Annotated in this window: 21 protein-coding genes, 1 tRNA gene and 2 pseudogenes; 9 read left to right on the top strand and 15 right to left on the bottom strand. The window is 72.9% G+C overall.

The window, feature by feature from the left end; translation table 11 throughout:
- Nucleotides 1–393 carry a VOC family protein gene (locus ACIF6F_RS05410; RefSeq protein ID WP_399941515.1) on the top strand — a complete coding sequence of 131 codons (393 nt, stop codon included), beginning with the start codon at nt 1–3 and terminating at the stop codon, nt 391–393.
- Here ACIF6F_RS05410 and ACIF6F_RS05415 read toward each other — a convergent pair.
- Complete coding sequence (locus ACIF6F_RS05415) at nt 390–929, bottom strand: DUF309 domain-containing protein (RefSeq protein ID WP_399941518.1); 540 nt, start codon at nt 927–929, stop codon at nt 390–392. The two genes, ACIF6F_RS05410 and ACIF6F_RS05415, sit on opposite strands and share 4 nt — an antisense overlap.
- 107 nt (nt 930–1,036) lie before the next feature.
- Between ACIF6F_RS05415 and ACIF6F_RS05420 the strand changes: the two genes are divergently transcribed.
- The 3 genes from ACIF6F_RS05420 (at nt 1,037) to ACIF6F_RS05430 (ending at nt 2,509) form a co-directional block, all read left to right on the top strand.
- Nucleotides 1,037–1,113, top strand: a tRNA-Pro gene (locus tag ACIF6F_RS05420).
- Between the two features lie 251 nt (nt 1,114–1,364).
- A complete protein-coding gene (locus ACIF6F_RS05425) occupies nt 1,365–2,255 on the top strand; it encodes a universal stress protein (RefSeq protein ID WP_399941521.1) in 891 nt (296 codons plus the stop codon).
- Nucleotides 2,252–2,509: a hypothetical protein gene (locus ACIF6F_RS05430; RefSeq protein ID WP_399941524.1), complete on the top strand. Its 258-nt coding sequence runs from the start codon at nt 2,252–2,254 to the stop codon at nt 2,507–2,509. Before ACIF6F_RS05425 ends, ACIF6F_RS05430 begins: the two co-directional genes overlap by 4 nt.
- 116 nt (nt 2,510–2,625) lie before the next feature.
- On the opposite strand, the gene ACIF6F_RS05435 is transcribed toward ACIF6F_RS05430, so the two are convergent.
- From ACIF6F_RS05435 to ACIF6F_RS05460, 6 genes are all read right to left on the bottom strand, one after another.
- On the bottom strand, nt 2,626–3,333 hold the full coding sequence (locus ACIF6F_RS05435) for a response regulator (protein WP_399941526.1): 708 nt from the start codon (nt 3,331–3,333) through the stop codon (nt 2,626–2,628).
- A 180-nt stretch (nt 3,334–3,513) separates the two neighbouring features.
- Nucleotides 3,514–4,437, bottom strand: a complete 924-nt coding sequence (locus ACIF6F_RS05440) for a universal stress protein (RefSeq protein WP_399941529.1) — start codon at nt 4,435–4,437, stop codon at nt 3,514–3,516.
- A gap of 135 nt (nt 4,438–4,572) precedes the next feature.
- The gene (locus ACIF6F_RS05445; protein WP_399941532.1) at nt 4,573–6,147 is read right to left on the bottom strand and encodes a YfcC family protein; all 1,575 of its coding nucleotides are present in this window, start codon (nt 6,145–6,147) and stop codon (nt 4,573–4,575) included.
- A complete protein-coding gene (locus tag ACIF6F_RS05450) occupies nt 6,144–7,097 on the bottom strand; it encodes a carbamate kinase (RefSeq protein WP_399941535.1) in 954 nt (317 codons plus the stop codon). Before ACIF6F_RS05450 ends, ACIF6F_RS05445 begins: the two co-directional genes overlap by 4 nt.
- 32 nt (nt 7,098–7,129) lie before the next feature.
- Complete coding sequence (argF, locus tag ACIF6F_RS05455; RefSeq protein WP_399941538.1) at nt 7,130–8,131, bottom strand: ornithine carbamoyltransferase; 1,002 nt, start codon at nt 8,129–8,131, stop codon at nt 7,130–7,132.
- 53 nt (nt 8,132–8,184) lie between these two features.
- A complete protein-coding gene (locus ACIF6F_RS05460) occupies nt 8,185–9,408 on the bottom strand; it encodes an arginine deiminase (RefSeq protein WP_399941541.1) in 1,224 nt (407 codons plus the stop codon).
- Between the two features lie 393 nt (nt 9,409–9,801).
- On the opposite strand from ACIF6F_RS05460, the gene ACIF6F_RS05465 reads away from it, so the two are divergent.
- Nucleotides 9,802–10,410, top strand: a complete 609-nt coding sequence (locus ACIF6F_RS05465) for a CBS domain-containing protein (protein ID WP_399941544.1) — start codon at nt 9,802–9,804, stop codon at nt 10,408–10,410.
- Between the two features lie 107 nt (nt 10,411–10,517).
- On the opposite strand, the pseudogene ACIF6F_RS05470 reads toward ACIF6F_RS05465, so the two are convergent.
- Nucleotides 10,518–11,642: pseudogene (locus ACIF6F_RS05470) on the bottom strand (PEP/pyruvate-binding domain-containing protein); the annotation flags it as partial.
- A gap of 192 nt (nt 11,643–11,834) precedes the next feature.
- Nucleotides 11,835–11,996, bottom strand: a pseudogene (locus ACIF6F_RS05475) (hypothetical protein); the annotation flags it as partial.
- Between the two features lie 221 nt (nt 11,997–12,217).
- On the opposite strand from ACIF6F_RS05475, the gene ACIF6F_RS05480 reads away from it, so the two are divergent.
- The gene (locus ACIF6F_RS05480; protein ID WP_399941547.1) at nt 12,218–13,174 is read left to right on the top strand and encodes an ABC transporter ATP-binding protein; all 957 of its coding nucleotides are present in this window, start codon (nt 12,218–12,220) and stop codon (nt 13,172–13,174) included.
- Between the two features lie 116 nt (nt 13,175–13,290).
- Here ACIF6F_RS05480 and rpsR read toward each other — a convergent pair whose 3' ends face one another.
- Genes rpsR through rpmG form a run of 4 tightly spaced genes read right to left on the bottom strand, consistent with a single transcriptional unit; the run spans nt 13,291 to nt 15,147 of the window.
- Nucleotides 13,291–13,527 (bottom strand): 30S ribosomal protein S18, encoded by a 237-nt coding sequence (rpsR, locus tag ACIF6F_RS05485; protein ID WP_399941549.1) that lies wholly within the window; start codon nt 13,525–13,527, stop codon nt 13,291–13,293.
- Between the two features lie 33 nt (nt 13,528–13,560).
- The gene (locus tag ACIF6F_RS05490) at nt 13,561–14,706 is read right to left on the bottom strand and encodes a CobW family GTP-binding protein (RefSeq protein ID WP_399941552.1); all 1,146 of its coding nucleotides are present in this window, start codon (nt 14,704–14,706) and stop codon (nt 13,561–13,563) included.
- Nucleotides 14,703–14,951, bottom strand: a complete 249-nt coding sequence (locus tag ACIF6F_RS05495) for a type B 50S ribosomal protein L31 (RefSeq protein WP_329124852.1) — start codon at nt 14,949–14,951, stop codon at nt 14,703–14,705. The genes ACIF6F_RS05490 and ACIF6F_RS05495 overlap by 4 nt, the downstream gene beginning before the upstream one ends.
- 31 nt (nt 14,952–14,982) lie before the next feature.
- Entirely contained in the window at nt 14,983–15,147 is a 165-nt protein-coding gene (gene rpmG / locus ACIF6F_RS05500) for a 50S ribosomal protein L33 (protein WP_399941555.1), read from the bottom strand.
- A gap of 69 nt (nt 15,148–15,216) precedes the next feature.
- Between rpmG and rpmB the strand changes: the two genes are divergently transcribed.
- Both rpmB and rpsN read left to right on the top strand, forming a co-directional pair.
- The gene (rpmB, locus tag ACIF6F_RS05505) at nt 15,217–15,453 is read left to right on the top strand and encodes a 50S ribosomal protein L28 (protein WP_399941557.1); all 237 of its coding nucleotides are present in this window, start codon (nt 15,217–15,219) and stop codon (nt 15,451–15,453) included.
- Nucleotides 15,453–15,758, top strand: coding sequence for a 30S ribosomal protein S14 (rpsN, locus tag ACIF6F_RS05510; protein ID WP_399941560.1), 306 nt, complete (start codon nt 15,453–15,455; stop codon nt 15,756–15,758). The genes rpmB and rpsN overlap by 1 nt, the downstream gene beginning before the upstream one ends.
- A gap of 105 nt (nt 15,759–15,863) precedes the next feature.
- On the opposite strand, the gene ACIF6F_RS05515 is transcribed toward rpsN, so the two are convergent.
- Nucleotides 15,864–16,580 carry a saccharopine dehydrogenase gene (locus ACIF6F_RS05515; RefSeq protein ID WP_399941562.1) on the bottom strand — a complete coding sequence of 239 codons (717 nt, stop codon included), beginning with the start codon at nt 16,578–16,580 and terminating at the stop codon, nt 15,864–15,866.
- A 166-nt stretch (nt 16,581–16,746) separates the two neighbouring features.
- Here ACIF6F_RS05515 and ACIF6F_RS05520 point away from each other — a divergent pair, with 166 nt between their 5' ends.
- Complete coding sequence (locus ACIF6F_RS05520) at nt 16,747–17,175, top strand: TetR family transcriptional regulator (RefSeq protein WP_399941565.1); 429 nt, start codon at nt 16,747–16,749, stop codon at nt 17,173–17,175.
- Between the two features lie 43 nt (nt 17,176–17,218).
- Here ACIF6F_RS05520 and ACIF6F_RS05525 read toward each other — a convergent pair whose 3' ends face one another.
- The gene (locus tag ACIF6F_RS05525) at nt 17,219–17,917 is read right to left on the bottom strand and encodes a winged helix-turn-helix transcriptional regulator (protein WP_399941568.1); all 699 of its coding nucleotides are present in this window, start codon (nt 17,915–17,917) and stop codon (nt 17,219–17,221) included.
- Nucleotides 17,918–18,009 lie beyond the last annotated feature (92 nt).

Here is an 18,009-nt window from a genome sequence, read left to right on the forward strand (position 1 = left end):
ATGTCCGCACATATCGCCCTGACGGCCCTCGTCGTCCTCGACTACGACGAGGCCATCGACTTCTACACCCGCGCGCTGAACTTCGAGCTGGTCGAGGACACCCCGCGCCCCGACGGCTCCCGCTGGGTGGTGGTCCGCCCGCGCGGCGCCACCGAGGCCGCGCTCCTGCTGGCCCGCGCCAAGAACGACGAGCAGCGCGCCCGCGTCGGCGACCAGACCGGCGGCCGGGTCGGCTTCTTCCTGCACACGGACGACTTCGCGACCGACCACGCCCGGATGACCGCCGCCGGCGTCCGCTTCCTGGAGGAGCCGCGGCACGAGCCGTACGGCTCCGTCGTCGTCTTCGAGGACCTCTACGGCAACCGCTGGGACCTGCTCCAGTCCACCCGCTAGCGGCCCCGACCCCCGGGCGGCACCCCACCGCCCCGCAACCTCGGAGCCTCGGCCGCCGCATCCACCACCCCGGCCGCCGCGTCCCCACGACCGGCGGCCGGGGCCACCCGCCCCGCCAACTCCCGCGCCCACCCGACGAGCCCGTCCAGGTCCAGCCCGTACGGCCACCGGCCGCCGGGCAGTTCCGCCAGCCCCGCGGCACCCCGCAGCAGCAGCCGGGCCCCGCCGGCCGCGTTGCCCCGGGCAGCATGGGTCAGCCCCACCGCCAGCTGCGCCAGCGCCCGCCACAGGCCGGCCTCGTCCGCCGGCCCGGACTTCCAGGCGTCCTCGAACACCTCGTGGGCGTGGAACGGCATACCGGCGTCCAGCAGACGCTGTGCCTCCCGCACTGTCTCCTCCGGGGCGCGCACCACCCCCTCGGGCCCCCGCGGCACCCCCTCCGCCCCGTACGGCAGCGGCCTGCCCAGCCCGTCACGCGGCCGCGCGCTCCGCGCCCGCCCCGCACCGTCCCGGTCCCGCCCGTCACTCCGCTCCACACCCCCATCCTGCCCCGCCGGGCAAACCGGTGCTGGCGCACCCCCCGACGTGCGGTAATGTTCTTCCTGCACGCCACACCGGGGGGAAACCCCAGGTCAGCGAGCATCGGGACGTGGCGCAGCTTGGTAGCGCACTTGACTGGGGGTCAAGGGGTCGCAGGTTCAAATCCTGTCGTCCCGACCAGCGTTTACGCAGGTCGGAGGCCGTATCGGAAGTATTCGATACGGCCTCAAGATCGTTTTTGGGGCCGGTCGGGTCGAGACCGTCGTCGAGACCGTGGGCCAAGTAGGCCGCAGAAACGGGCGGCCGGAGCCGCAGCAGGAGCCGGCAGCAGGGACCTTCGGCCATGACGAGGCCCGGTCGGGCCCTCTCCCGGCAGGGGCCGCAGTGTCAGCGTAGAGCTGTCCCCCACTGCTGTTCGGCGAGGAGGAGCCATGGCAGGCAGCAGAAGCGGTCCGGAATCCGGATCGGTCATCGTCGGCGTCGACGGGTCCGAGCGGGCCCGTAGGGCGGCGCTCTGGGCTTCGGACGAGGCCGCACGGCGCCGACGGCCCCTGCACGTCGTGTACGGATCCGACGTCGACGGCCGGGGCCTGTACCTCTCGGACGACGAGAAGGAACGGGTCCGCGCCGCGGGCCGTGAACTGCTGGAAGGTACGGCCGAAGCCGCGCAGAACCGGCATCCCGCGCTGTCCGTCACGACGGAGTACAGCCGCAGCGGGCCCGTCATGAGCCTGTGCCGGGCCGCGTCCACCGGCGGCACGCTCGTCGTCGGCAACCGGGGCCGGGGCGGCTTCGGCTCCCTGTTGGTGGGCTCCGTCGGGCTCGGGGTGGCCGCAGAGGCCCGTACGCCCGTGATCGTCGTCCGGGGGAGCGGGAACGAGGCCAGGCACGGTGTCGTGCTGGCCGCGGTGCGCGACGAGCGCGACCTCGCATGCGTCCGGCACGCCGCGCGAGCGGCGGAGCTGCGCAAGGACTCGCTGAGGCTGCTGCACGTACGGCACATGCTGCAGTCCGTCGGCTCCGTGGCGAGGAGGATGCTCGGCGACGACAGCGAGCTGACGCTGACGGCCCTCGCCGGGCAGATCCGGGACGAGTACCCGTCGTTGAGCGTCCAGGCGGACACCGACGAGGGTGTGTCCGTGGCCGGCGTTCTCGTGGAGGCGTCCCGCCATGCGGACCTGCTGGTGATGGGCGGGCGCCGGTCGCCCGACCACATCGGTCGCACCCTGGGGCACGTGACCCAGGGCCTCGTACACCACGCGCACTGTCCCGTCGAACTCATCCCGCGGCACAGCGGCTACCACAGGAACGAGGCGTCATGACCACCACCGGCCGGCCCTGCGACATCCTCGTCCGCATCGACCCGGCAAGGAACTGGTACGCGTCCCTGACCCGGGCGGCGGAAGAGGCCCGGCGGCGCGGACTGGGGCTCCGGATCGTCATGGCCGCGCCGGCGCCGGAGGCGACGCCGCACGCCGGGGATCCGCGAGGCGGCGCCACCACGAGTGCTGCGGAGACGGACACGCGCCGGGAGGCGTCCCGCCCGGCTCGCGAGACCGAGCGCACCGCCCGGTAGGAGACCTGCCCGGCCCTGGGCATCGGCGGCCGTGAGTCCTCGAAACACGTCCCCACCCCCGGTCCGCCGATGTCCGCGCCGGTCACCACCGAGAGCGGCAGGTGGCCGCCCGTGTCCTATTCGGCGGCCGGTACGGGATGCCGGCTCGGCGGAGTCAGCGTGTGGCTGGCGATGACCGCGGCCTGGACGCGGCGTTCGACGCCGAGCTTGGTGAAGATCCGGGAGATGATGTTCTTGACGGTCTTCTCGGAGAGGTAGAGCCGTTTGCCGATCTCGCGGTTGGTGAGCCCTTCGCTGACCATGACCAGGATCTCCTTCTCCCGGTCGGTGAATCCGGGCAGACCGGGGACCTGCTCCTCCGCGGGGACGTCGCCGCGCATCCTGGCCATCAGACGGGTGGTGGCCCCGGGGTCGAGCATCGACTGGCCTGCGGCGACGGTGCGCACGGCGGTGACCAGATCGGTGCCGGTGATCTGCTTCAGCACGTAGCCGGACGCGCCGGCCATGACGGCGTCCAGGAGCGCTTCCTCATCGTCGAACGAGGTCAGCATCAGGCAGGCGAGTTCCGGCATCCGCGAGCGCAGTTCGCGGCAGACGCCGACCCCGTCGCCGTCCTGGAGCCGGACGTCGAGGACCGCGACCCGGGGGCGCAGCGCGGGGATCCGGACCAACGCCTGCTCGGCCGTGGACGCTTCACCGACCACGGTCAGGTCGGGCTCGGCGTCCAGCAGGTCGTGGACGCCCCGGCGTACGACTTCGTGGTCGTCGAGGAGGAAGACGCTGATGGGTGCCGTCGCTGGTGACGGGGCGTCAATGGCGGTCATTGCGGAACTCCTTGGCTGGGTCCGTCCGGCACGAGCGCGAACTCCTGCATGGTGCCCCGCCCAAGGGCCGGTCGGACAGGGCCGAACGGCCCTCCTCCTCGTACCCGCCCGGAGGCCGTCGAGGCGGGTACGAGGAGGAGGGGCCGACCGTGACCACGGCGAAGACCGCCCGTCGGCACGTCAGGCGTGCGGTACGACCGCGACCGGAGCGGCGGAGTGGTGGAGCACGGCGTGGGCGACGGGCCCGAGGTGCGTGCCGATCGCCGAGCGGCGGACCCGTCGGCCCACGACCATCAGCGAGGCATGCGCCGAGGCCTCGACGAGGTGGCCGGCCGCCCGGCCCACCGAGCTCTCCTCCTCGACCCGGACCTCGGGGTACTTGCCCCGCCAGGGTCGCAGCGCGTCCCCGAGCGCGGTGGCCGCATCTGCCTCGATGCCGTCCCGTACCTCAGGGGCGATCAGCGCGGGGTCGAAGCTGTAGGCGGGCGGCATGCTCCATCCGTGGACCACGCGCAGCGTGGCCCCGCGTGCGGCCGCTGCGTCGAAGGCGTACCCGAGGAGTTCGTCACACGGGCGCGCGAGGTCCAGCCCGAGCACGACCGGCCGGTAGGCGCCTTCCTGCGGCCCGCTGCCGTCGGGCGCCGGCAGGTGGGCGCTGTCCGTCCCGGAGCCGGTCCGTACGATGACCACCGGGCGTCCGGCGTGGGCGAGTACGGCCTGGGAGACGGACCCGACGAGGAATCCCGTCATCGCCCCCAGCCCGCGGGAGCCGAGGACCAGCACTTCGGCTTCCTGCGCGGCCTCGGTCAGGACCGTCAGAGGCTGCCCGTCCACCTGCTCCGTGGTCATCTCCAGGCCGGGGTGACGTTCTGCCAGCTGTTGGAAGGCGTCCCGCGGGATGCGCTCGCCCCAGTACTCGGTTGAGGTCGAGACGGGGGCTGAGGTCCCGGCGAACGACGCGTAGCCGTAGGGCGGGGCCCAGTGCTCCACCGCGTGCAGCAGCTTGAGCGGGAGCCGGCGGAGTCGGGCCTCGTGGGCGGCCCACTCGGCGGCGGCCAGCGACGCGGGGGATCCGTCCAGGCCCACGATGACCATACGTGACATGGTGTTCCTCCAGGAACGTGTGTGAGGGAGCGACCGCTGTCGGCGGCGCGTGTCCTACCCTCCCGCTCCGCGCGGTGGAGGGAGGATGGTCCGGGCGGCCCTGGGCGCGGGCCGAACGTCCTTCTGGGGCCGGGCTCAGCCGAGGGCCGCGCCCAGGACCATGAATCCGCCGGTCGCCAGGAGCAGGGTGCCCATCAGGGGAGCGACGAAGCGGAGGTACTGGTCGTAGCGGATCCTTGCCAGGGCCAGGCCGCCCATGACCACGGCCGAGGTCGGGGTGATCAGGTTCACCCAGCCCGATGCCGACTGGTACGCCGTGACCACCAGGGACCGCCCGACGCCGGCGAAGTCGGCGAGCGGGGCGAGGATCGGCATGGCGAGGGCGGCGTGCCCGGACGAGGACGGCACGAGGAACGCCAGGGGGACGTTGACCAGGAACACCAGCACCGCGAAGGCCCCGTGGGAAGTGCCCGAGACAGCGCTGTGCAGGCCGTTCAGGATGGTGTCGGTGACGGCGGCGTTGTTCATGATCACGGTGACTCCGCGGGCCAGTATGACGATCATGGCCGCGCCGACGAAGTCCCCGGCTCCACGGGTGATCGCCTCGGCCGTGCCGTGCTCGCCCAGGCCGCCGATCAGGCCCACCGCGACGGCGGCGACGATGAACAGGGCGGCCAGTTCCGGGAAGTACCAGCCGAGCGTCGGCAGGAAGGTGACACCCAGGTCCGCCCACGGGACGACCGCGAAGATCATGAAGAGAAACGTCGCGGCGAAGACGCCGAGGACGGTGCGGTGCCGGCCCGTGAGGGCGGCCACCTCCTCGTCCTGCTCCGCGAGGGCACGGTCCTCGTCGGTGGACGGGGTCAGCGAGCGCGCGGGGTCGGCCAGGACGCGCTTGGCGTACCGGACCACGTACCAGGCCGCCACGGCCGTCAGGGACACCCACATGGCCAGCCGCAGCAGGATGCCGTCACCCGTGCCGATGCCCGCGCTGTCGGAGGCGACGCCGGTGGCGAAGGGGTTGACGGTGGAGGCCAGCGTCCCCACCCCGGCACCCACCATGATCACGGCGGCCGCCACCATCCGGTCGTAGCCGAGGGCGAGCATCAGGGGGATCATCAGCCCGTAGAAGCCGAGCGTCTCCTCCGCCATCCCGTACGTGGTTCCGCCCAGTGAGAACACCGCCACGAGGGTCACGAGCAGGAGGGTCCGGTGTCCGTGCAGGCGGTGTGCGAGGCGGGCCACGCCGAGGTTGAGCGTACCCGTGCGCAGGGTCACGGTGATGAAGGCGCCCACCGCCAGGATGAACAGGAAGACTCCGGCGGCGCCCGCGAACGACCCGGCCGCGCCCGGCGTGGTGAGCCCGGTCGCTGCATCGGTGACCCCGTACAGGCCGTTGACGGGTGACAGGAACAGGTCCTTGAGCCGGTCGAGGAAGTCCGTGGTCCGCTCCACCGCGTGGTAGGTGCCGGGGATCGGAGCGCCGTCCGGTGTGGTGTCGTAGCGGCCCGCCGATATGACGAAGGTCAGGGCCCACACGGCGACGGTCACGGCCACCAGCACCGTGAAGGCGGAGGGGAAGGGCAGGCGCCGTCTGCCGCCCCCCGTGTCTGCGGGAGCGGAGCGGGGGCTCGGGCCGGGGCCGTCGGGGCCGCCGATGTCACGGCCGTCGACGTCGCGGTCGGCCGGGGGAGTGGTGCTGGTGCTCATCTCAGTTCCTGGTGTGTGAGGGCGCCGTCCCGGAGGGCACGGCCACTGGGGCTGACGACGGTGCCGGCGGCGCCGTCGAGGATGGCCTGGGCGTCTTCGAGGGCACCGATCGCGGCTGTGCCGCCGGTCAGCTCCACGAAGCGGCACACCGCTTCGACCTTCGGGCCCATCGATCCGGCCGGGAACCGGTGCGCGCGCAGCCGGGCGGGGGTGGTGTGTCGGACGGGCTCGGCCTTCGGGGTGCCGTGGCCGAGTTCGACGTACGGGACATCGGTCAGCAGCAGCAGGAAGTCGGCGTCCAGTGCTTCGGCCAGCAGGGCGGCGGTGAGGTCCTTGTCCACCACGGCCTCGACGCCGGCCAGCCGGCCCTGCTCGTCGCGGACCACCGGGACTCCGCCGCCGCCCGCGCAGACGGCCACCGCGCCGGAGTCGAGCAGCAGGCGGATCAGGCGGGTCTCGACGACGCGCTGGGGGCGGGGTGAGGGGACGACCCGACGCCAGTGTCCGCCGTCCGGCCTGACCGTCCAGCCGCGTGCGGCGGCGAGGCGTTCCGCCTCGGCCCGCTCGTAGACGGGGCCGACGAACTTCTGGGGGTCGGCGAAGGCGGGATCTGCGGCGGAGACGAGGGTCTGGTTGAGCAGGGCGCAGACCTGCCGGGTGGGCAGGGCGTTCTGCAGGCTTTGCAGCAGCCAGTAACCGATCATGCCCTGGGTCTCCGCGCCCAGGACGTCGAAGGGGTACGGGCTGCTGAGCGAGCGGTCCGCAGCGCTCTGGAGGGCGAGCACGCCGACCTGGGGGCCGTTGCCGTGGGTGATGACCAGCTCGTGCTGGTCAGCCAACGGGGCCAGGGCATCAACGGCTCTGTGTACGTTGGCCAGTTGGATGGCGGCGTCCGGCCGCTCGGTGCGCTGCAGGAGGGCGTTGCCGCCCAGGGCTGTGACGACACGCATGGGGGAGTTCTCCGTCGACGGGGTCGCAGGGTTCAGTCGGTCAGCGTGGCGACGAGGACGGCCTTGATCGTGTGCAGCCGGTTCTCCGCCTGGTCGAACACGATCGAGTGGACCGACTCGAAGACCTCGTCCGTGACCTCCATGGCGGTCATGCCGGTCCGGGCCGCGATCCTGGCCCCGACCGTGGTGTCGCTGTCGTGGAACGCCGGCAGGCAGTGCATGAACTTCACCCGCGGATTGCCGGTCGCCTTCAGCACGTCCATCGTCACCTGGTACGGCCGCAGCAGTGCGATCCGCTCGTCCCACATCTCCGCAGGCTCGCCCATGGACAGCCACACGTCGGTGTAGACGAAGTCGACACCGGCGACCCCCTCGGCCACGTCCTCGGTGAGGGTGATCCGTGCTCCGGTGGACGCCGCCGCCGCGCGTGCCGCGGCCACCACCTCGGGGGCGTTGGCCAGCGCGGCGGGAGCGACCATGCGGACGTCCATGCCGAGCATCGCGGCCGTGATCAGCAGGGAGTTGCCGACGTTGTTGCGGGCGTCGCCGAGGTAGGCGAACGACACCTGCTCCAGCGGCTTGTCGGTGTGCTCCCACATGGTGAGCACGTCGGCGAGGGACTGGGTGGGGTGCCACTGGTCGGTCAGCCCGTTCCACACCGGGACCCCGGCGTACCGGGCCAGCTCCTCCACCAGCCGCTGGTCGCTGCCCCGGTACTCGATGCCGTCGTAGTAGCGGCCCAGCACCCGGGCGGTGTCCTTGATGGATTCCTTGTGGCCGAGCTGGGAACTCGCGGGTTCGAGGTAGGTGACGTGGGCGCCCTCCTGGTGCGCGGCCACTTCGAAGGCGCACCGGGTGCGGGTGGAGGTCTTCTCGAAGATGACGGCGATGTTCCTGCCGTGCAGCCGCCGGCTCCCGGTGCCGGCAGAGCGGGCGGCCTTCAGCTCTTCGGACAGTTCCAGGAGGTGGCGGAACTCGGCCGGGGTGAGGTCGAGTTCCTTCAGGAAGGGGCGGTGGCGCAGGTCGACGGGCATGGTGGCTCCTTCGGTCGTACCGGAAGTCGGGGGTGGTCTGCGGGCGGGTGCGGTCAGACCGCTTCGCGTTCCACGGGACAGGTCATGCAGCGCGGACCGCCGCGGCCCCGGCCGAGTTCGCTGCCGCGGATGGTGATGACCTCGATGCCGTTCCTGCGCAGATGCGTGTTGGTGGTGACGTTGCGCTCGTAGGCGACGACCACGCCGGGTTCCACGGCCAGCACGTTGCAGCCGTCGTCCCACTGCTCGCGTTCGGCGGAGCGGATGTCCTGGCTGGGGGTGAGGACGTTGATCTTCTCCAGGCCCAGCGCGGCGGCTATGGCTCCGTCGAGTTCCTCGGGGAGGTGAGCGGTGATCTTCACCCCCCGGCCGTCGTGGCCGGGCTCGATGGTGCAGGACCGCAGCGGCCCGAGGCCCGCGTACCGGGTGAAGGTGTCGCCGCTGACCATGGTCATGACCGTGTCCAGGTGCATGAAGCTGCGGGACTTCGGCAGTTCGAGGGCGACCACGCGGCGTGCGGACCCCGCGGCGAACATCCGCAGCGCGAGTTGCTCGACGGCCTGGGGCGTGGTGCGCTCGCTCATGCCGATCAGTACGGCGCCGTTGCCGATGACCAGCACGTCGCCGCCCTCGATGGTGGCGGGGAAGCCGGCCTGTCCGTCCGACCACCGCAGGTGGTCGCCCTTTTCGAACAGCGGGTGGTGGCCGTAGATCGCCTCGAAGTGGACGGTCTCGCGGCGCCGCGCCCGCTTGCGCATCGGGTTGACGCTCACGCCGTCGTACACCCAGCACGAAGTGTCGCGGGTGAACAGGTGGTTGGGCAGCGGAGCCAGCACGAAGTCGTCCGGTGCCATGGCGTGCAGCCGTACGCTCTGCACCGCGCCGGTACGGTCCAGCAGTTCGCGCTTGGTGATCCCGCCGACCAGACAGGCCGCCAGCTCGCCCGGGTCCATGACGTCCAAGGCGGCGTGCACCCGGTCGCCGGCCAGCGGCCCGAACTCGCGCTCGTCGACGACCCGGTCCAGGACCAGGGTGCGTGCCGCGGGCAGGGCCAGCGTCTCGGTCAGCAGGTCCGCGAAGAGGTGCACCTGAACGCCTCGGTCGCGCAGGGTGTCCGCGAACGCGTCGTGTTCCTCCCTGGCCCGCTTGACCCACAGGACGTCGTCGAAGAGCAGTGCGTCCTTGTTCGTCGGGGTGAGTCGTTTGAGCTCCAGATCGGGCCGGTGCAGGATGACCTGCTTCAGCCGGCCGGTCTCGGAGTCCACGTGGAAGGGCATGGCTCATTACCTCGGGGTGCGGGGGACGGGTGCGGTCGCCCGCTTCCCGACGCGGTGGTGCACGGCTTCGCTGCACGCACCGTCGGTTCGGTTGCGCCGGCGTCGGCCTTTCCGGCAGGGCCGGGGCGATGGCTGAAGCCTGTCACCGCATCCCCGCCGCGGCCGGGCGACGACAGTCCCTGCCAGGGGACTCTGTGGCGCCCTTCCTCGGGCCACTCGGCCCGGCCGGGTGAGGGCCGTTCGGCCCCTGTCCGTGGGTGGCCGAGGGAATCGGCACCCCCGAAGCAGAGGACCGCCGGAACGCCGGCGGGGCCGGTCGGCCCCTGGCTCGCGGCCTCCGCCGGGCGCACGCTGGGGTGACCGAGGAGGACAGCGCCGCTGGAGACGAGGCACATGGTGAAGACACCCCCCGTGGGGCAGGTGATGACCGGCGACGTCGTCAAGGCGCACCCGGATACGTCCGCGGCGGAGCTGATTCGGCTCCTGACCCGCCACCGCATCAGCGGCCTGCCGGTGGTGGACGACGACGACAAGGTGGTGGGCGTGGTCTCCCGTACCGACCTCACCCGGCTGCTGGGCGACGGAGCGGGCGGACCCGCGGGCCGGCTGACGTCCGGAGCGCTGATGACGACGCCGGCGGTGACCGTGCATCCCGAACAGTGCGTGGCCGAGGCCGCCCGCGTCATGGAACGCCGGCACGTCGACCGGCTGCCGGTGGTGGACGAGGAGGACCGCCTCATCGGCATCGCCACCCGCCGGGACCTGCTGCGGGTATTCCGGCGAACCGACGACGAGATCCGCTCCGATGTCGCGGCCGAGGTCTCGGCCCGGCTCCCGGCATCCGCCGGCCCTGCCGTCCGGGTGCAGGTGAAGGACGGCGTCGTCACCCTCCAAGGGCTCGCGTCCCCCTCCGTCGACCCGTCCGCCCTGCTGCGCGCGGCCTGGCGGGTGGAGGGGGTCGTGGGCGTGATGCACAGCCGCCGCCCGGACGACACGGCCTGAGAGCACGCCGGTACGGACACGGGACAGCACACCGCGGTGCGGACGGCCGCCGGGGCCGTCGGCACCGCGGCGGGGCCACGGCGATCAGTCGTGCGGGAACGTCAGTGGGCCAGGGCGTCGCCATCGACCCGGGCCGGTGCCTCCTGCGGGGAGATCCGGCCTTCGTCGGCCGGCTGGGCGGCGACTGCGGAGGCGGCCTGGGCGGTGCGCCCGCCGACGCGGGCCTGGAGCATCCACAGCTTCCCGCGCTCGATGGTGAACTTGATGTGGCACATGTCCTGGTAGTGGGCCTCCAGGCGGTCCATGTGGGCGCGCAGCTCCTTGTACGCGCCGGGATCGAGGTCCGCCAGCTCTCGGACGGGCACGGTGTTGCGGACGCCGGCCACGACGTCCTCGCCCTGGGCGTTGGGCAGGTAGTCCCCGTAGACCCCCGGCCGCCCGGTGGCCGGGTCGCGGGTGAAGGCGACGCCGCTGCCGGAGTCGGGCCCCAGGTTGCCGAAGACCATCGTCTGGACGCTGACGGCGGCCCCCAGGTCGTCGGGGATGTGCTCGCGGCGGCGGTGGATCCGGGCCCCTTCGCCGTCCCAGGAGGAGAAGACGGCGAGAACCGCGCGCCACAGCTGCTCGGCCGGATCCTGGGGGAACTCCTCACCGGTCTGTTCCGCGATCAGGTCCTTGAAGGCCTCGACCAGCCGGATCAGGTCCACGGTGTCGAGCCGGCTGTCGTCGGCCACCCTGTGCTGCCGCTCCAGACCGCCGGTCAGGGCTTCGAACAGCGCGCTGTCCACCCCCATGACCGTACTGCCGAACATCTGCACGAGTCGCCGGTAGGAGTCCCAGGCGAACCGCTCGCGCTCCGGCGTCTTGCCGAGCCCCAGGACCGCGAGGTCGTTCAGCCCGATGTCGAGGATCGTGTCCATCATCCCGGGCATCGAGAACGCGGCCCCTGACCGTACGGACAGCAGCAGCGGGTCGTCGACCTGCCCGAGCCGCTTGCCCGCCGCCCGCTCCAGGGCCGCCAGATGCCGGGCGAACTGGCCTTCGAGCTCCTGCGGCGGCGCACCGGTGGCGAGGAACACCCGGCAGGCCTCGGTGGTGACCGTGAAACCCGGCGGCACGGGCAGGCCCATGCCGGCCATCTCCGCGAGGTCGGCGCCCTTGGCGCCGAGCAGCCCGGCCGTCTCCCGGCTGCCCCGGCCGCCCTGGCTGAAGTCGTACACGTAGGTCGTCATCGCGCCTGCCCGCAGTTTCGAGGGATGCCGGTCATCACCTCCACCCTGAGTGCGGGGCACCCACTGCGGGAGGGCCCAGTGGTCCCCAGCGGGGCCCGACCGGTCCCGTCGGCGGTGCCCCGGCGAACGCCGCGCCGCCGCCACGCGACGGCCGCAGACTTACGGCAGTGGCTCCGGAGCCGGGCGGCCTCGTCAGTGGGGCCAGGACCAGCCGGTGATCTCCGGGAGGTCGGTGCTGTGGGTGCGGATCCAGTCGTGGTGGCGGATCCGCTGGTCGGCCATGGTCTGACGGAGGGCGGCGGCGCGGCCGGTGGCGACTCCGGGGACGCGGTCGACGACGTCCATGACGAGCCGGGTGGCCCGCTCGATGCGCCGGCCCCTCGCCGCCGACGCCGGAATCCGGCTGACCGGCGCCCTGTACCTGGTGGCCACGGCCGCGTTCCTCGGCGTCGGGGTGGAACCGGACGCGGCTGGCGCAGGCCCTGCTGCTGGGAGCCCGCGTCATCGTCGCCGACGAGCCGACGACCGGCCAGGACGCGCTCACCAAGCGGGGCATCGCGGCGGAACCGGCGGCGGTGGCCGAGCAGGGCATCGCGGTCGTCCTGCTCAGCCACGACCTCGACGTCGTGCGGCAGCTGGCCGACGAGGTGGTGGTCATGCGAGAGGGCCGGGTCGTGGACCGTGGGACGGCGGAATCGGTGCTCACCGAGCCCGGCCGTCCCACGGTCCCCCTCGCACCGCGGGCGGGCCGCCCGCGGCGCGCTGCGCGGGTGGCGACCCGGGGCCTCACCGCCAGGCACCCCACCGCGCGGGGCGCCGTCGAGGTCCTGACCGACATCGCCGTCTCGGCCGCGGCGGGGGAGTGCCTCGCGCTCGTCGGCCGCTCCGGCAGCGGCAAGACCACGCTGGGGCGCTGTCTGGCCGGACTGCACTCCGCGTACGACGGAACGGTCCTCCTCGAAGGCACGCCGCTGCCGCGCAGTCTCCGGTCCCGCAGCCGTACGGAACTGGCCGCTGTGCAGTACGTGTTCCAGGACGCGAAGGCCGCGTTCGACGAACACCGGCCCGTTCTCGACCAGGTGGCCCGTACGGCCGTGCGGTTGTGCGCGGCACGCCCGGAGGATGCGCGCAGGGCGGCCGTACGGACCCTCGGGGAACTCGGCCTGCCGACGGGCCTGGCCGAGCGCCGCCCCGGGAGGCTCTCCGGCGGTGAACTCCAACGGGCAGCGCTCGCACGGGCCTTGGTGGCCGAGCCGAAGGTGCTGGTCTGCGACGAGATCACCTCAGGCCTCGACCCCCGCACCGGGAACGCCGTCCTCGGCGTACTCGCCCGGCTACGGGAGCGGGCGGATCTGACCCTGGTGTTCATCACCCACGACGTCTCGGCCGCCGCCGCACTGGCCGACCGCATCGCGGTCATGGACGCGGGACGCGTGGTGGAACAGGGCCCGGCGCACCGTGTGTTCACCGCGCCACGGCACGCCTTCACCCGGACGCTCCTCCGGGCAGCGGCACCGGCGGTCGGCGGCTGACCAGGGCCGCCGCCTGCGGTGCGTCGAACGGCACGGCAGACGGCGAGGGCTCCCCCTGAGCTCCGGGACCACGTCCCGGGGCTTCGTCGGGAGAGCCCTCGCCGGTTTGCCACGTCCTATCGGGTGCCGGTGGGGAGCAGGGCCATCTCACGGGCGTTCTTGATCGCGGCGGCGAGCTGCCGCTGCTGCTGGGCGGTGACGCGGGTGACGCGGCGGCTGCGGATCTTGCCGCGGTCGGAGACGAACTTCCGCAGCAGGTCGGTGTCCTTGTAGTCGATGTACGTGATCCCGGCCGCGTCCAGCGGGTTGGGACGGGCCTTGAGCGGCTTGTGGTGGGTCTGGCGGCGAGCCATGCGTGTTCCTTGGGTGGTCGGGTCGTGCCGGGCTTACGAGACGGGGTCGAGGAGGGAGTCGAAGGCGGCGGGCAGGGACCTCCAGGCGTCGGGTCCCGCCGCGTATTCGGCATCGGTGAGGAGGCAGGAGTCGAGGAGTTGTTCCAGCCCGTGGCGGTCGAGGCCGGGGGAGGTGAAGACGAGGTGCTGGCAGCAGTCGCCGTGGTCGGGATGCCAGTCGAGTGCGGCTGCTGCCCGCCGCATCGGCGGGACCAGCTCCCAGGCGGCGTCCGGCAGGGAGGCCAGCCAGGGCCCGGTGTTCTCCACGCAGAGCGCGCCGCCCGCGGCGTCCCAGGCCAGCAGGGTGTCGGGGCGGTCGGCGAGCCAGAACCGGCCGCGGCTGCGTGCGGCCGCGCAGCAGAGGTCTTCCAGGGCGTCGTAGAGGCGCTGGGGGTGGAAGGGGCGGCGCCGGTGCCAGACGAAGGTGGTGACTCCCGCCTCGTCCGCCTCCTGGGGCAGCAGGGCGCAGGCCGGGTGCTGGGCAGCGGCCGCCGCTTCCACGTCGAACCCGGCCAAGGCCGCCTGCGCCAGTTCGGCGGACCCGGCCTCCACCCGCCGAGCGGTCGGGTGGAGCTGGGCGAGCAGGGCGCGGTCCTCGTCGTCGGCCTCCCCGCCGTCGACGAGGGCGAGTACGGGCGCGTACTCGAGCTGCCGCGCCCAGGTGTCTCCGACGGTGCGCTGATCCGTGGCGGCGGCCGCGAGGCCCGCATCGGCGAGGTCGTCGCCGTTGACGAGGTACGGCAGGACGAGCGCCGGGTCCACGGCCGTGATCACGCCGGTGAGGTCGAGCGCGTCGGCGCCGTGTGCCGCGACGACCTCGGCCATCGCCTTGGGCTCGACGGAGTCCCACAGTTCCACGACGGCCAGCCGCGTCGGACCGCCGTCGGCCAGTCGTGCCAGCTCGGGGACCAGGTCCTCGCGCAGCGCGCAGCAGGCGCAGTCGTTCACGAGCGGCGCCTCGCCCCGGGACAACTCGCCCGAGGCGTCGCGTATGACGCGCAGCACCGTGCCCTGCGCCGCCGCGGCGGCGAGGTCGTGGTGGAGGGCGACGCTGCCGGGGACGGCGTGCAGCAGCCGCTCCACCACCTCCTTGCGGGCGTCCGAGTGGAGCCCGCCGACGATGACGACGGGCAGGGTCACGCCTTGCTCCCGTACCGGCGCTGGAAGCGCTCGACGCGGCCGGCGGTGTCCAGGACCCGGGCGGTGCCGGTGTAGAAGGGGTGGCTCTGCGAGGAGATCTCCACGTCGATGACGGGGTAGGTGTTGCCGTCCTCCCACTCCACCGTCTTGTCGCTGGTGGCGGTCGAGCGGGTGAGGAAGGCGAAGTCGGCGGCCTTGTCGCGGAAGACGACGGGGCCGTAGGCGGGGTGGATCCCGGGCTTCATGGCGGTGTCCTTGAGGCAGGAGGGGCGGGGGTCAGCGCTCTTCGCGGAAGTCGACGTGCCGGCGGACCACCGGGTCGAACTTGCGCAGCACCATGCGGTCCGGGTCGTTCCGCCTGTTCTTGCGGGTGACGTAGGTGTAGCCGGTCCCGGCGGTGGAGCGGAGCTTGACGATCGGGCGTACTTCGTTGCGTACCATGCCGCTACTATACGGGAATGGAAATCGTTTCCAATAACTACTTCCGTCGAGAGAGGGGCAGGTAGCACCTTGTCCGCCCACTGCCAGCTGACCGGCGCCCGGCCGGGCTTCGGCAACAACATCTCCCATTCCCACCGGCGCACTTCCCGCCGCTTCGACCCGAACATCCAGCGCAAGCGCTACTGGCTGCCGAGCGAAGAGCGGCACGTCCGCCTGACCCTGAGCGCGAAGGCGGTCAAGACCGTCGACACCATCGGCATCGAGGCCGCGGTCGCCCGGATCCGCGCGCGGGGGGTGACGGTCTGATGGCCAAGAAGAGCAAGATCGCGCAGAACGAAAGGCGCAAGGCGACCGTCGAGCGGTACGCGGCCCGCCGTGCCGAGCTGAAGGAGGTCCTGCGGCGGCCTTCCTCGACGGAAGCCGAACGGCGCGCGGCCCTGGCGGAGCTGCGCAAGCAGCCCCGCAACGCCAGCGCCACCCGGGTCCGGAACCGGGACAGCGTGGACGGCCGCCCCCGCGGGCACCTGCGCAAGTTCGGGCTGTCGCGCGTCCGGATGCGAGAGCAGGCACACGCCGGATTCCTGCCGGGAGTCACCAAGTCGTCCTGGTAGCAACCGCGGAGAGAACGCGGGGCCCACACCTCCGGCGGGGTGTGGGCCCCGCGCCGCCCCGGCCCGCGACAGTGCGGACCCGAATCGGGTCCTCGTGCTGCCGGGTCAGGGGGGCGGGCTGATGCCGTGGCCGGTCAGGCGGTCGGGGAGGTCGGCGAGGTGGGGGAGTTGGTCCAGGTGGTGGACACCGGGCGGGACCGGCTGCGTGAGGAGGGTGCGGACGACATGGGCGGCCACCAGGCCCGTGGCTCGGCTCTGGCCGCGGCCGGTCAGGGTCAGGGTGGCGTGCCGGTCGCCGCGGTGGGCGTCCGCCCGTACCGCGAAGCCGTCGCCGCCGAGGTGGACGCGGCCGAACACGCCGGTCAGCAGGCGCTGCCGGCGTGCGCCGCCGAGCAGTCCGGTGCGGCGGAGTGCGAACAGCGCTGCGGTCAGCGGGCGGGAGTCCAGGCAGAGCCGCGTGGTGACCTCCGGGACGCCGAGCGTGCGCCGCAGGGCGTGCTGGTCGGAGAACGGGAACGGGTGGGCGGTCCGGGTGTCGAACCCGGGTACGGGCAGCCGTAGCGCGCGGGCGGCGACCGGCTCGCCCAGGCCGGCGACCGTCCACCGCACCGCGTCGCTGTCGTGCCGCTCGCCCGCTCCGAGCAGCACCGTCAGGTCGATCCGTTCGGCCCCGCCGACGGGGTCGTTCACGCGACGGGCGAGGAGGTTCGTCAGTCCGGGGGCCACGCCGACGCTGAGCACGGCCGTCGCCCCGGCCCCGGCGGCCGTGTCGTGCAGCTCCGACACCTCCTCCAGGAGCCGGTGGGTAGCCCCGACGTCCACCAGGTGAATGCCGCGTTCGAGACAGGCACGGGCGAGCGCCGCGTCCCGCGGCTCGCCTTGAGCAGGGCGCGCTTGTTGCCGAAGGTGAAGTACCCCGTCTGGACGCCGACCTCAGCGGCGCGGGCGATCCCGTCGACGGTCGTGCCCGCCCAGCGAACTGCTGGACGTGGCCGTCGCCGGTGACGCGGACCCGGTCGCCACCCTCGACCGCCCCTGGGCGCTCGAACTGCTCGCGGAGCCCGACCCGGCGGCCCAGCTCCGCCTCCAGGCGGCCGGAGCGCGCCGCATCCTGGAGCGGGCGGCGCCCGTCCTGGAGGTCGTGCGGGGAGCGGCGGCCTCGGAACCCGAGCTCGCCGAGCTCTGGCGGACCAACCTCGCCCAGCGGCACGCGGTCCGACTCCGGTTCGCCCACGCCCTGGAGGCCAAGGTCCCGGGCGGCCTGCGCGACGGCCACGACGCCGCCTCGGCCGCGGACATCGCGACGGCGCTGCTCGGCCCGGAGACGTACGCCCTCCTGGTGACCGACCGCGGTTGGACCCCGGAGCGGTGGGAGCGGTGGGCCGCGGACTCGCTGGCGCGCCAGCTCCTTCCGTAGACAGAGGTGGCGACGGGGGCGTGGGCGCAGGCGTAGGCCTGCGTCAGGCCGCCGCGCCCGCCGGAGGCCGCGGTGCCGGCCTGACATGGGCGAAGGCGCTCTTCGCGTTCCACGTGGGGAAGGCCCGGACCAGCCCCGAGGGGCCGTGGAGCCGGATGAGGCCGTCGCGGGTGGCCTCGGCCCAGGGGAGCCGGCCGGCGTGCCACTTCACGAAGGCCTCGGCCTCGGCGGTGACGTACAGGTCCTCGTCGACGCCCGGGTACGTCCGGCAGATCTCGGTCTCCGCGTGCTCGATCAGCAGCCAGTACCGCTCCGGCCCCCGGGGTCCGGTGAAGTCGAAGCGGACGACCACCCGCCGGTCCGGGAGCCGGTCCCGGCGGAGCGCGTTGCACATCGACCACAGGGCCACGAACGGATCGAGGTGCTCGGGGGCGATCTCCAGCCAGCGGGCACCCCATTCGCCGAGCGCCCCGCAGACCTTGAACAGGTCGCGGCCCGCGGGCGTCAGCTCGTAGTGGCGTCCGCGCCCGTCGGACTTGGGCGCCGACGCGACGATGCCGAGCCGTTCGAGCTGTTTCAGCCGCTGGGAGAGCAGGGTGCGGGAGAGCCCGGGGGCGCCTTCGAGGATCTCGCCGAAGCTCCCGCAGCCCAGGTGCAGGTTGCGGATGATCACCGGGGTCCAGCGCTCGGCGAAGATCTCGGCGCCACGGGCGATGGGGCAGTACTGGCCGTAACTCCGCACGGGAACAGTGTCCCGCGTCCGGCTTGGGGCGGGAAGTCCGCATTCGGGTCAGAAGTCCGTATATGGGCTGGAAGTACAGATTCGTGACTTCA

This window comes from Streptomyces sp. NPDC086023 (assembly GCF_044540325.1).
Taxonomy (GTDB): Bacteria; Actinomycetota; Actinomycetes; order Streptomycetales; family Streptomycetaceae; genus Streptomyces.

Bases quoted from the DNA above. Each gene is read 5' to 3' on its own strand.
- ACIF6F_RS05410 (WP_399941515.1), top strand. From the start codon at position 1: ATGTCCGCACATATCGCCCTGACGGCCCTCGTCGTCCTCGACTACGAC.
- ACIF6F_RS05425 (WP_399941521.1), top strand. From the start codon at position 1,365: ATGGCAGGCAGCAGAAGCGGTCCGGAATCCGGATCGGTCATCGTCGGC.
- ACIF6F_RS05430 (WP_399941524.1), top strand. From the start codon at position 2,252: ATGACCACCACCGGCCGGCCCTGCGACATCCTCGTCCGCATCGACCCG.
- ACIF6F_RS05435 (WP_399941526.1), bottom strand. From the start codon at position 3,333: ATGACCGCCATTGACGCCCCGTCACCAGCGACGGCACCCATCAGCGTC.
- ACIF6F_RS05440 (WP_399941529.1), bottom strand. From the start codon at position 4,437: ATGTCACGTATGGTCATCGTGGGCCTGGACGGATCCCCCGCGTCGCTG.
- ACIF6F_RS05445 (WP_399941532.1), bottom strand. From the start codon at position 6,147: ATGAGCACCAGCACCACTCCCCCGGCCGACCGCGACGTCGACGGCCGT.
- ACIF6F_RS05450 (WP_399941535.1), bottom strand. From the start codon at position 7,097: ATGCGTGTCGTCACAGCCCTGGGCGGCAACGCCCTCCTGCAGCGCACC.
- argF (WP_399941538.1), bottom strand. From the start codon at position 8,131: ATGCCCGTCGACCTGCGCCACCGCCCCTTCCTGAAGGAACTCGACCTC.
- ACIF6F_RS05460 (WP_399941541.1), bottom strand. From the start codon at position 9,408: ATGCCCTTCCACGTGGACTCCGAGACCGGCCGGCTGAAGCAGGTCATC.
- ACIF6F_RS05465 (WP_399941544.1), top strand. From the start codon at position 9,802: ATGGTGAAGACACCCCCCGTGGGGCAGGTGATGACCGGCGACGTCGTC.
- rpsR (WP_399941549.1), bottom strand. From the start codon at position 13,527: ATGGCTCGCCGCCAGACCCACCACAAGCCGCTCAAGGCCCGTCCCAAC.
- ACIF6F_RS05495 (WP_329124852.1), bottom strand. From the start codon at position 14,951: ATGAAGCCCGGGATCCACCCCGCCTACGGCCCCGTCGTCTTCCGCGAC.
- rpmG (WP_399941555.1), bottom strand. From the start codon at position 15,147: ATGGTACGCAACGAAGTACGCCCGATCGTCAAGCTCCGCTCCACCGCC.
- rpsN (WP_399941560.1), top strand. From the start codon at position 15,453: ATGGCCAAGAAGAGCAAGATCGCGCAGAACGAAAGGCGCAAGGCGACC.